10 protein-coding genes are annotated in these 12,169 nt (G+C 56.9%); 6 read left to right on the plus strand and 4 right to left on the minus strand.

What is annotated here, in order from left to right; genetic code table 11:
- Positions 1-24 precede the first annotated feature (24 nt).
- The 4 genes from rimP to infB are packed head-to-tail and all read left to right on the plus strand — an operon-like array spanning position 25 to position 5,364.
- Entirely contained in the window at positions 25-618 is a 594-nt protein-coding gene (gene rimP, locus IE087_RS02080) for a ribosome maturation factor RimP (protein ID WP_189367260.1), read from the plus strand.
- Positions 618-2,240, plus strand: a complete 1,623-nt coding sequence (gene nusA / locus IE087_RS02085) for a transcription termination factor NusA (protein WP_189367261.1) — start codon at positions 618-620, stop codon at positions 2,238-2,240. The genes rimP and nusA overlap by 1 nt, the downstream gene beginning before the upstream one ends.
- Before the next feature lie 22 nt (positions 2,241-2,262).
- Positions 2,263-2,883, plus strand: coding sequence for an RNA-binding protein (locus tag IE087_RS02090; RefSeq protein ID WP_189367262.1), 621 nt, complete (start codon positions 2,263-2,265; stop codon positions 2,881-2,883).
- 9 nt (positions 2,884-2,892) lie between these two features.
- Positions 2,893-5,364, plus strand: coding sequence for a translation initiation factor IF-2 (gene infB / locus IE087_RS02095; RefSeq protein WP_189367263.1), 2,472 nt, complete (start codon positions 2,893-2,895; stop codon positions 5,362-5,364).
- A 69-nt stretch (positions 5,365-5,433) separates the two neighbouring features.
- Here infB and IE087_RS23655 read toward each other — a convergent pair whose 3' ends face one another.
- From IE087_RS23655 to IE087_RS02110, 4 genes are all read right to left on the minus strand, one after another.
- Positions 5,434-5,568: a hypothetical protein gene (locus IE087_RS23655; RefSeq protein WP_268244629.1), complete on the minus strand. Its 135-nt coding sequence runs from the start codon at positions 5,566-5,568 to the stop codon at positions 5,434-5,436.
- Positions 5,569-5,687: 119 nt separating this feature from the next.
- Positions 5,688-6,086: an 8-oxo-dGTP diphosphatase MutT gene (gene mutT / locus IE087_RS02100; protein ID WP_189367264.1), complete on the minus strand. Its 399-nt coding sequence runs from the start codon at positions 6,084-6,086 to the stop codon at positions 5,688-5,690.
- Positions 6,083-7,309: a bifunctional glutamate N-acetyltransferase/amino-acid acetyltransferase ArgJ gene (gene argJ / locus IE087_RS02105; protein WP_189367266.1), complete on the minus strand. Its 1,227-nt coding sequence runs from the start codon at positions 7,307-7,309 to the stop codon at positions 6,083-6,085. The genes mutT and argJ overlap by 4 nt, the downstream gene beginning before the upstream one ends.
- 3 nt (positions 7,310-7,312) lie before the next feature.
- A complete protein-coding gene (locus IE087_RS02110) occupies positions 7,313-8,152 on the minus strand; it encodes a peptidylprolyl isomerase (RefSeq protein WP_189367267.1) in 840 nt (279 codons plus the stop codon).
- 177 nt (positions 8,153-8,329) lie between these two features.
- Between IE087_RS02110 and secA the strand changes: the two genes are divergently transcribed.
- Both secA and IE087_RS02120 read left to right on the plus strand, forming a co-directional pair.
- The gene (gene secA / locus IE087_RS02115) at positions 8,330-11,029 is read left to right on the plus strand and encodes a preprotein translocase subunit SecA (RefSeq protein ID WP_189367268.1); all 2,700 of its coding nucleotides are present in this window, start codon (positions 8,330-8,332) and stop codon (positions 11,027-11,029) included.
- Positions 11,030-11,136: 107 nt separating this feature from the next.
- A complete protein-coding gene (locus tag IE087_RS02120) occupies positions 11,137-12,156 on the plus strand; it encodes a hypothetical protein (protein WP_189367269.1) in 1,020 nt (339 codons plus the stop codon).
- The last annotated feature ends 13 nt before the right edge of the window (positions 12,157-12,169 follow it).

Raw genomic sequence — 12,169 nt, forward strand, 5'->3', positions numbered from 1 at the left:
CCCGTTTTTTTGTGCTTGGACACTATGACCAACGACCTGATCGCCAAAGCAGCCATCGATCGCAGATTGGCCGAGATCATCACTCCGGTGATCGAGGATCTGGGCTATGAGCTGGTGCGCATTCGGCTGATGAGCGGCAAGGAGACGACGCTGCAGATTATGGCGGACAAGCCCGATGGCGGGATCGAGGTCGACGATTGCGGTGCGATCTCTACCGCAGTCAGCGCGACGTTGGATGTCGAGGATCCTATATTGGATGCCTATACACTCGAAGTGTCGTCGCCTGGCATTGACCGTCCGCTGACGCGCCTCAAGGACTTCGACATGTTCGAGGGCTACGAGGCGAAGCTTGAAACCGATGAACTGATTGACGGCCGCCGCCGCTTCAAGGGCGTGCTGGCAGGTGTCGAGGATGATGAGGTGCTGATCAACGTTCCCGGCGGTGGGAACGGCGAAGAGATCACCATCGGCCTCAAGTTCGAGTGGTTGAGTGATGCCAAGCTGGTCCTGACCGACGAGCTGATCAAGGAAATGCTGCGCCAACGCAAAGCCGCGGGCGTGTTGAACGAAGACAATTTTGACGAGATTCAGACCGAAGGGTCAGAGGAGGACCGCTGATGGCCATTACATCTGCAAACCAGCTTGAGCTTCTGCAAACCGCAGAAGCCGTTGCGCGCGAAAAGATGATCGACCCCGGTCTGGTGGTCGAGGCGATGGAAGAATCCCTCGCCCGTGCGGCCAAGTCCCGCTATGGGGCCGAGATGGACATTCGTGTGTCTATCGACCGCAAGACCGGTAAGGCGACCTTTACCCGCGTCCGCACAGTGGTCGAAGAGGAAGAGCTGGAAAACTATCAGGCCGAGTTCACGGTTGAGCAGGCCAAGCAGTACATGGAGAACCCGGCAGTTGGTGACACCTTTGTCGAGGAAGTCCCCCCGGTTGAGATGGGCCGCATTGCTGCTCAGTCCGCCAAGCAGGTGATTCTGCAAAAGGTCCGCGAAGCCGAGCGTGACCGTCAGTACGAAGAGTTCAAGGATCGTGCAGGCACCATCATCAATGCGCTAGTCAAGCGTGAAGAATACGGCAATGTCATCGTCGATGTGGGTGCAGGCGAAGCGATCCTGCGCCGCAACGAAAAGATTGGGCGCGAATCGTATCGCCCGAATGATCGTATTCGCTGCTACATCAAGGATGTGCGCCGCGAGCAACGCGGGCCACAGATTTTCCTGAGCCGCACGGCGCCCGAGTTCATGGCCGAGTTGTTCAAGATGGAAGTGCCAGAGATTTATGACGGCATCATAGAGATCAAAGCCGTTGCACGCGACCCGGGTTCGCGGGCGAAGATCGCCGTGATTTCCTATGACGGTTCTATCGACCCTGTCGGTGCTTGTGTCGGTATGCGCGGCTCTCGCGTTCAGGCGGTTGTGAACGAGCTACAGGGCGAAAAGATCGACATCATTCCGTGGAATGAAGATCAGCCGACTTTCCTTGTGAACGCATTGCAGCCCGCAGAAGTCAGCAAAGTGGTTCTGGACGAGGAAGCCGGCAAGATCGAAGTGGTCGTGCCCGAAGAACAACTGTCTTTGGCCATCGGTCGCCGTGGTCAGAACGTGCGTCTGGCATCTCAGCTGACCAACCTCGATATCGATATCATGACCGAAGCCGAAGAATCGGCGCGTCGTCAGGCCGAATTCGAGCAGCGGACCAAGCTGTTCATGGACACGCTGGATCTGGACGAATTCTTTGCTCAGCTTCTTGTGTCCGAGGGGTTCACCAACCTCGAAGAAGTGGCTTACGTCGAACTGGACGAACTGCTGGTCATCGACGGCGTGGACGAAAGCACGGCGGAAGAACTGCAAGCGCGTGCGCGTGACGTTCTGGAAGCGCAAGCCAAGGCTGCGCTGGACAATGCACGGTCGATGGGCGCCGAGGATAGCCTTATTGAATTCGATGGGCTCACACCCCAAATGGTAGAGGCGCTGGCCAAGGACGACGTCAAAACCCTCGAAGATTTTGCGACTTGCGCGGACTGGGAACTGGCCGGTGGCTGGACAACCGTCGATGGCGAACGTCATAAGGACGATGGTGTTCTGGAGCCTTTCGACGTGTCTCTGGAAGAGGCGCAGCAGTTGGTTATGACGGCACGTATCCTGCTGGGTTGGGTTGATCCCGCCGAATTGGAAGCTGAAGAAGCAGCAGACGAAGACGGCGAAGAAGCAACCGAGGAGGCCGAGGCCTGATCTCAGGCCTCGGGTGGGCCTGATGAGTCGCGGTGGCGCCTCAAAGGATCGGTCGGATGGGCCGGATCGCAAGTGCATTGCCACGGGCGAGGTGCAACCCAAGCATGGGTTGATCCGCTTTGTCGTGGGTCCGGATGCGCAAATCGTGCCGGACATTGCGGGCAAACTGCCCGGGCGTGGTATTTATGTCGCTGCGGACCGGGTGGCTTTGGACCAGGCCGTGAAGAAGAAGTTGTTTGCACGGGGGGCCAAGCAATCCGTGCAGGTGCAAGACGATCTGGTTGATGAGGTTGAACGCCAATTGGCGCGGCGCGTGGTGGACCTGATTGCCTTGTCTCGCAAGGGTGGGCGGGCCGTTGCGGGCTACGAGAAGGTCAAGAACATGCTCCAGATGGAAGAGGCGCAGGTTCTGATTCAAGCAGTCGATGGTTCGGGTAGGGGTAAGTCCAAGCTGAGTACGCCGCATTTTGGGACGTATATCGGCTGTCTGACGGCAGATGAGTTGGGTTTGGCCTTTGGCCGCCAAACTGTGATACATGGGGCGCTCGCCTCTGGTGGACTCACAAAACGTGTTGTAGAGGAAGCCAACCGTTTACGCGGCGTGCGCGAATATGACGGCGGCAAGGGCCGCCGGGAAGGATAGACGAGCTTTATGAGCGATACTGACGGGAAAAAGACTTTGGGTCTGCGCAGCGGCGCGCGTCCGGGCAATGTGAAACAGAGTTTCAGCCACGGGCGGACCAAGAATGTCGTCGTCGAAACCAAACGCAAGCGCGTTGTGGTGCCCAAGCCGGGTGCTGCCAAACCTGCTGGCGCTGGTGGTGGTTCTGCTGGTGATCCAAGCCGTCGCCCGGCGGGTATTTCTGATGCCGAGATGGAGCGTCGCCTGAAGGCCGTGCAAGCTGCCAAGGCACGTGAGGTCGAAGAAGCCGCGAAACGCGAAGCCGAGGAAAAGGCGCGTGAGGCCGAACGCGAGCGTCGCCGTGCCGAAGCCGAAGCCAAAGAGCAGGCTGAGCGTGAACGCGAACAGGCCCTGAAAGTCAAAGAAGAAGAAGAGAAGCGCAAGGCAGCCGAAGCTGCCGCTGCCGCTCAGGCCGCTGCTGCTGCCCCGGCCGAGGCGCCGAAGCCGGCACAGCGTCAGGCGCAACCTGCGTCCACTCCGCGGAAGACGGATCGTGATCGTGAACAACGTCCCAACAACCGGGGCCGTGGCGACGATGGCGGACGCCGGTCGGGCAAGCTGACTCTCAACCAGGCCCTGTCGGGTGATGGTGGTCGCCAGCGGTCCATGGCTGCCATGAAGCGCAAGCAGGAGCGTGCACGGCAAAAGGCCATGGGCGGTTCAGTCGAGCGTGAAAAGGTTGTGCGCGAAGTGCAGCTTCCCGAAGCCATCGTAGTGTCCGAGCTGGCCAACCGTATGGCCGAACGCGTTGGCGATGTTGTGAAATCACTGATGCAGATGGGCATGATGGTTACGCAGAACCAGACCATCGACGCGGACACTGCAGAGCTTATCATCGAAGAGTTCGGTCACAAGGTGCAGCGGGTTTCCGATGCCGATGTGGAAGACGTGATCAAAGAGGTTGAAGACAAGGACGAGGACCTGCAGGGCCGCCCGCCGGTCATCACCATTATGGGCCACGTTGACCATGGTAAAACATCGCTTCTGGATGCCATCCGCGACGCCAAGGTTGTGGCTGGCGAAGCTGGCGGCATCACGCAGCATATTGGTGCCTATCAGGTAAAAACCGATGGCGGTGCAGTGCTGTCCTTCCTCGACACACCGGGCCACGCGGCGTTTACGTCGATGCGGTCGCGCGGTGCTCAGGTAACGGATATTGTTGTTCTGGTTGTCGCAGCAGATGACGCTGTGATGCCGCAGACAGTTGAGGCCATCAATCACGCCAAAGCCGCCGAAGTCCCGATGATCGTAGCGATCAACAAGTGTGATAAGCCCGAGGCGAACCCGGACAAGGTGCGCACCGATTTGCTGCAACACGAGGTCATCGTCGAAAAGATGTCTGGTGAAGTGCAGGACGTCGAAGTGTCGGCGATCACCGGAAAAGGCCTGGACGAACTGTTGGAAGCCATCGCGCTGCAAGCCGAGATTCTGGAACTGAAGGCTAACCCTGATCGTGCTGCCCAAGGTGCAGTGATCGAGGCGCAGCTTGATGTGGGTCGCGGCCCGGTCGCGACCGTTCTGGTTCAGACCGGGACGCTGCGCCAGGGCGATATCTTTGTTGTGGGTGAGCAGTACGGTAAAGTCCGTGCGCTGATCAACGACAAGGGCGATCGCGTAAAAGAAGCTGGCCCGTCGGTTCCAGTCGAGGTTCTGGGCCTGAACGGCACACCCGAAGCGGGTGACGTGCTGAACGTGACAGAGACCGAAGCGCAGGCGCGTGAAATTGCCGAGTACCGCGAGAAAGCGGCCAAGGACAAACGTGCAGCGGCTGGTGCGGCGACAACCCTTGAACAGCTGATGGCGAATGCCAAAGCCGACGAGAATGTCAGCGAGTTGCCAATTCTGGTCAAAGCCGACGTGCAGGGGTCTGCCGAAGCCATCGTTCAAGCGATGGAGAAGATCGGGAACGACGAAGTGCGCGTTCGTGTGCTGCACTCTGGCGTTGGTGCGATCACCGAAACCGACGTTGGTCTTGCCGAAGCGTCCGGTGCGCCGATCATGGGCTTCAACGTGCGTGCAAACGCATCAGCCCGAAACACGGCAAACCAGAAGGGTGTCGAGATTCGCTACTACTCGGTCATTTATGACCTTGTGGATGATGTGAAAGCCGCCGCTTCGGGCCTCCTGAGCGCAGAGATCCGCGAAAACTTCATCGGCTATGCCGAAATCAAGGAAGTCTTCAAAGTATCTGGCGTTGGCAAAGTTGCCGGCTGTCTGGTGACCGAAGGCGTGGCACGTCGATCCGCTGGCGTACGTTTGCTGCGGGACAACGTGGTTATCCACGAAGGTACCCTAAAAACCCTCAAACGCTTCAAGGATGAAGTGGCGGAGGTTCAGTCGGGTCAAGAATGCGGTATGGCGTTCGAAAACTACGACGATATTCGTCCGCAAGATGTGATCGAAATCTTCGAACGTGAAGAGATTACGCGGACGCTGGACTAAACAAACCGCATATACAAATAGAAAAGGGGACGGTGCGAAACACCGTCCCCTTTTTTTCAGATTGTCGCGTTAGGCAGCTTGCGCAACAGGAGTTCCCGAGTAGTGAGCTCCGTCGACTTTGACAGTCACACGTCCATCCGGAAGGGTTCTGACGTAGATCCCCTGGATAAGAATGGCGCTGCCCATGGCAATTGTGCGTAGCATGACTTTCCTCCCCAAAAAGAAAGTTATGACTCAACTATAGATGTGAAGGTTAATATGTCATCAACAATATGACAAAAACGTCTCTTTTTTCGACATTTTTGGAACACTGTTCCCGGACGTTACAGCCAGTCCCTTAGAATTGGGATCAACGGCAGGTCGGCTGCGGGCATTGGATAGTCCCGCAAATCCTTTGGTCGAACCCACTTCAAAGATTGATTTTCCCGGGATTGCGGCGCGCCGTTCCACTTCCTACAGGCAAAGAGTGGCATCAGGAGGTGAAAGTCGTCGTAACTGTGGCTCGCGAAAGTAAGGGGTGCCAGACAAGATTGCCAGGTGTCAATTCCCAGCTCTTCCTGGAGTTCGCGGATTAAGGCAACCTCGGGAGTTTCCCCCGGCTCGACCTTTCCTCCCGGAAACTCCCATAGTCCAGCCATCGACTTTCCTTCCGGACGCTGAGCAATCAATACGCGGCCGTCAACGTCGATCAACGCAACAGCAGAAACGAGAACAGTTTTCACGATCGGTAGTCCGCGTTTATGTCAATGTATCCGTGGGTCAAGTCGCAGGTCCAAACCGTGGCGTTTCCGGATCCCATACCACAATCGACGCGGATGTAGATGCAATCACCCTTCATATGGGCGGCGGCGTCTTCCTCGCGGTAGGTCTCGCTGACCCAGCCGTTTTCTGCGACCAAGGTGTCCCCGAACCAGATCGATAGTGAATCGCGGTCCGCAGCTGCGCCGGATTTGCCAACGGCCATGACGACCCTGCCCCAGTTGGGGTCTTCACCGGCGATGGCCGTTTTGACGAGCGGAGAATTGGCGATGGACAAGCCATGCGTTTTGGCCGCGTCCGCGTCGGTGCAACCAGTTACTTCGATTTCGATGAACTTTGTCGCTCCTTCGCCATCGCGGACAACTTGGTGCGCCAAGTCTAACATGACGGTGTGCAGTGCGTTCGCAAAACCGGCATCATCAGACACGTCCACACCGCTGGCGCCTGTTGCAGCAACCAGCAGGCTGTCTGAGGTCGAGGTATCGCTGTCCACGGTAATACAGTTGAAGGTACCGTCAGACGTCTGTCTGACCAGGTCTTGCAGTTCTGCTTGTCCAATTTTGGCGTCAGTAAAGATGTACACCAGCATCGTTGCCATATCCGGAGCAATCATTCCGCTGCCCTTGGCGATGCCTGCTATCTTTATGGGGTTCCCATCAACGACCACGGACTGCGTTGCGCCCTTTGGGTAGGTGTCCGTTGTCATGATGGCCGCAGCGGCATCCGCGATTGCGTCCGGCGACTGGTTGGACACCAAGTCCGCTAAATGTGCGGTGATCTTGTCGTGGGGCAGTGGCTCACCAATAACGCCGGTGGATGCTGTAAAAATCCGGTTCTCCGGCAAACCGGTCGCGCTCGCGGTGGCATCCACGAGGGCGGCCACCGCGTCTGTGCCGTTTCGACCAGTAAAGGCGTTGGCATTTCCGGCATTTACCAGAATGGCGGCGCCCGCATCACCCGGAAGTCCCAGCTTTGCCTGGCAATCCAAAACCGGTGCCGCACGCGTGGACGACTTGGTGAACACGCCTGCAATGCTCGTACCTGGCGCACAAATGGCGAGCATAACGTCCAAACGCCCCGCATATCGTACGCCCGCTGCCGCAGATGCAAAGGTGACGCCTTCAATGTCAGGCAGATCGGGGAACTGGTCGGGCGCGAGGGGTGACCGCGGCAGTGAGCCAGCCATTGACTATTCCACCAAGGTCAAATCGGATAGAATTGATGGATCAACCTCTGCCGCGCCGGACTGGTCAATCTGTGCACCCGAAATCAATTCGGCGACGTAAGTTTCAACAGCGGCGCCGCGAACCTCCTCGGTCAATTCATCGCGCACGTCATCAAGCTTTGGGGCGTCAGCTTTGCGGGTTTCGTTCAGAATAATCACATGCCAGCCGAATTGGGTTTGCACCGGGTCGGAAACTTCACCCACTTCAAGGGCAATGACCGCGGATTCGAAGCTGGGCACCATCGCGCCGCTTCCAAACCAACCAAGCTGTCCGCCGTTCGGGCCTGAGGGGCCAGTTGATTTTTCACGTGCTGTCGCTGCGAAATCCGCGCCGCCGTCGATCTCGGCCTTGATCGCCTTTGCCTCTTCTTCGGTTTCCACCAAGATGTGTGACGCGTTGTATTCTTCCTGAGGAGTAACGTCTTCATATTTGGCGTCGTAAGCTGCCTTGATCGCCTCATCCGTCAGCTTCTCTTGGAACAGGGTTTCCAACTCTTCGCCTGCAGTCAGGGACCGTGTTTCATTCTCGATCTGCAGACCGGTGCGTTTCGGCAATTCGCCATCAAATGCTTGCGACAGCAGGGTCTGGTTGATCAGCTGTTCCAGGATGCCGTTGAACAGCACATCGTTGGGCAATTGCTGGAATTGTTGCGGCAGAGATGCACGTGCCACGATCATGTGACCGACCGTGATGTCGGTGCCATTTACCGTCGCGACAACCGTGTCAGCATCCTGTGCGGCAGCTGGTAACGCCAAGGCGGCGACCAGACCAAGCGCTGGCAGGGAAAAGAAACGTTTTTTCATGGAACAGTCCTTGGGCTTCTGCGCCCCACCCGAGGCGCGCATTGACACGGTTTCGCGTGACCCTTACATCGCCCTATGGACGCGGCCCGGGCCGGTTTTCGCCCACCGTATTTATGGGCTTGGCGCGCGTCCGGCAAGCAATTGCTGCACAACATGAATTGATCGGCTGGAGAACGCATGCTCGGTTTCGGAACTCTCACCAGGAAGGTGTTTGGCACACCCAATGATCGCAAGGTCAAGGGCGCGCGTCCGCTGGTCGAAAAGATCAATGCGCTTGAGCCAGAATTTGAAGCGCTGAGTGATGAAGGGCTGAAGGACAAGACGCAAGCTTTGGCAGAGCGTGCGATGGGCGGAGAAAGCCTGGATGACCTTCTGCCCGAAGCCTTTGCCAACTGCCGCGAAGCGGCCAAGCGGACCCTGGGTTTGCGTGCCTATGACACTCAGCTTCTGGGCGCGATCTTTCTGCATCAGGGCAACATTGCTGAGCAGAAGACAGGTGAAGGCAAAACCCTGACCGCGACCTTTGCGACATATCTGAACGCTCTGACCGGCAAGGGTGTCCACGTTGTAACCGTGAACGATTACCTTGTGCAGCGTGATGCGGAATGGATGGGCAAGGTGTTTTCCGCTCTTGGTCTGACCACTGGTGTTGCCATTGCCGGTATGGACGAGGATGCCAAGCGCGAAGCGTATGCGTGCGACGTAACCTACGCCACGAATAATGAGCTTGGGTTCGACTATCTGCGCGACAACATGAAGCCCACGATCGAGGATATGGTCCAGCGCGGCCACAACTACGCCATCGTGGACGAAGTCGACAGCATCCTGATCGACGAGGCGCGGACACCACTGATTATCTCGGGCCCGTTGCAAGACCGGTCCGAGATGTATGTCACCATCGACAGCATCATTCCCCTGATCGAGGAAGATCACTTTACCCTCGATGAGAAGCAGAAGAACGTCACCTTCACGGACGAAGGCAACGAGTTTCTGGAAGAACAGTTGCGCGTGCGTGATCTGATCGAACCCGAGGCGTCGCTCTATGATCCGGAAAGCACGTCTATCGTCCACCACGTCAATCAGGGTTTGCGTGCGCACAAGCTGTTTCAGAAAGACAAGGATTACATCGTTCGCAATGGCGATGTCGTTCTGATCGACGAATTTACCGGTCGCATGATGGCTGGCCGCCGTTTGTCCGACGGTTTGCACCAGGCCATCGAGGCCAAGGAAGGCGTGCAAATCCAACCCGAGAACCAGACGCTGGCGTCGGTAACCTTCCAAAACTATTTCCGCCTCTACAACAAACTGGCGGGTATGACAGGTACTGCGGCGACAGAGGCCGAGGAGTTTGCCACGATCTACGGCCTTGGTGTGGTCGAAGTCCCGACGAACAAACCCATTGCGCGTGTTGACGAAGATGATCAGGTCTTCCGGACGGGGCAGGAAAAGTACAATGCCATGATCGACGAGATCAAGGCAGCCCATGAAAAGGGGCAGCCGGTTCTGGTCGGTACCACATCCATCGACAAGTCCGAGATGTTTTCGGAAGCGCTCAAGGCTCAGAATATTGAACACAACGTTCTGAACGCGCGCCAGCACGAGCAAGAGGCGCAGATTATTGCTGACGCAGGCAAGTTGGGTGCTGTGACCATAGCGACGAACATGGCTGGCCGTGGCACCGACATTCAGCTGGGCGGCAATGTCGAAATGAAAGTGCTTGAAGCGATAACCGCTGGCCCGCAAGCCGATCCGGAAGAAGTACGCAAACGGATTGAGGCCGAGCACGAAGACGAAAAGCAGAAGGTGCTTGCTGCTGGTGGTTTGTTCGTTCTGGCATCCGAACGCCATGAAAGCCGCCGCATCGATAACCAGCTGCGCGGACGTTCGGGGCGGCAGGGTGATCCGGGCCGCACATCCTTCTACCTGAGCCTTGAAGATGACCTGATGCGTATCTTTGGCTCTGACCGTTTGGACAAGGTTCTCAAGACTCTCGGCCTGGAAGAGGGCGAGGCCATTGTGCATCCATGGGTGAACAAGTCTCTTGAACGCGCGCAGGCCAAGGTCGAGGGTCGCAACTTCGATATCCGCAAGCAGTTGCTCAAGTTCGATGACGTGATGAATGACCAGCGCAAGGTGATCTTCACCCAGCGCCGCGAGATCATGGAAGCCAAAGACCTGTCCGAAATCACGTCAGATATGCGGGACGAGGTCATTGATGACCTGATTGACCAGTACATGCCCGCCAAAAGCTATGCTGATCAATGGGACACAGAAGGCCTGTACGCTGCAGTGATCGAAAACCTGAGTATCGACGTACCTGTCATGGCTTGGTGCGAAGAAGAGGGTGTCGATGACGAGCAAATTCGTGAACGTTTGATCGAGGCCAGCGACAAGTTGATGGCCGAGAAAGCCGAAGCGTTTGGCGAAGAAAACATGCGCAGCATCGAAAAGCAGTTGGTTCTGCAGGCCATCGATGGAAAGTGGCGCGAGCACCTTCTGACGCTTGAACACCTGCGGTCGGTGGTTGGGTTCCGAGGTTACGCACAACGAGACCCGCTGAATGAGTACAAGAACGAGTCGTTCCAGCTGTTCGAATCGATGCTTGAAAGCTTGCGTACGGAGGTCACGAACAAACTTTCACGCATTCGGCCGCTGACGGATGAAGAGCGTGAACAGATGTTGGCTCAGATGGCCGCTCAACAGCAGCCAGTTCAAAGTCCCGCCGAAACCAACGCACCGCCCGCACCCACGGCTGAGGCGGTCGCAAACGGGTTTGATGAAAACGACCAAAGCACGTGGGGAAATCCGGGTCGTAACGAACTCTGTCCATGCGGTTCTGGAAAGAAGTTTAAACACTGCCACGGCGCGCTGGTCTGATCGCACCGCCGCATTCCTGCCCCAAAGAGTCCTAAGGTTGGCCACAACCAGGCCGTGTTGCTGTGCGAAATCGTTCCTTAACCAATCCGTGGGAAGGGAATGGGACAATGGGACGTATGAAAGAGATCGCGACCGCAGTCGCGACACTAGCAATTGCCGTAGGCATCGGGTTCGTCATGCAAAGTGGCGAGACAGCGCGCGAGCGATATGGTGTGGCTGCGCGCTCAATGACATTCTCCGTAAAGGATGAGATAGACGAACAACTGAGTGCGAGCGCCAGTGCGAATGTTCTACTTGAGGTTCAAGAGATTGAACTGACGTCTGCCAGCAACGCCTCGATTATACCTTTGCCGCGCATGGACAGTGATGTGCAGCGCGTTTCGGTTCCAGCTGCAGCGCAATTGCCACAAGTTCCTGAAGATTCTGATGCTCTTCCGCTGGCAGATGTGTGCGAAGTCACAGCAAATGCCGAAGTTGCACCCGCCGCGATGGTTAATCTGACTTTGTCTGCACCTTGTGCAGTCAATGAGCGTCTGACTGTCCATCACAACGGAATGATGTTTACGGAAACCACCAACTCTGTCGGCGAATTGTCCGTAACGGTCCCTGCATTGATCGAACACGCGGTTTTCATACTCGCTTTGACAAACGGAAGCGGGGCTGTCGCGCAAGCAATTGTGCCTGAGCTCGGACAATACGAGCGCACGGCTTTGCAGTGGCGGGGGCGCGCCGGCTTTGAGCTTCATGCACGTGAGTTTGGCGCCGACTACGGACAGGTTGGCCACGTGTGGTCCGGTGTCGATCAGAATGCTGATGGCATGACGGACGGCAGGAATGGATACATGATACGTTTGGGCGACAGTCAGGTGTTGGAACCTCTGATTGCCGAAGTATACACGTTCCCATCTGGAGTATCGGCAAGGTCCGGCACAATTGATCTGACTGTAGAGGCCGAAGTGACCGCCGCAAACTGTGGACTGGATGTTGAGGCTCAATCGCTGGAGATGATGGCTGGCGGCAAGATGAAGACGCAGGATTTGACCCTATCTGTGCCCGGTTGTGACGCAGTTGGAAACTTTCTGGTGTTGAACAATTTGGTTTCAGACATGAAAGTCGCCAGCAACTGACCGCAGCGACATA

The sequence above is a fragment of the Tateyamaria omphalii genome, from assembly GCF_014651375.1.
Taxonomy (GTDB): Bacteria; Pseudomonadota; Alphaproteobacteria; order Rhodobacterales; family Rhodobacteraceae; genus Tateyamaria; species Tateyamaria omphalii.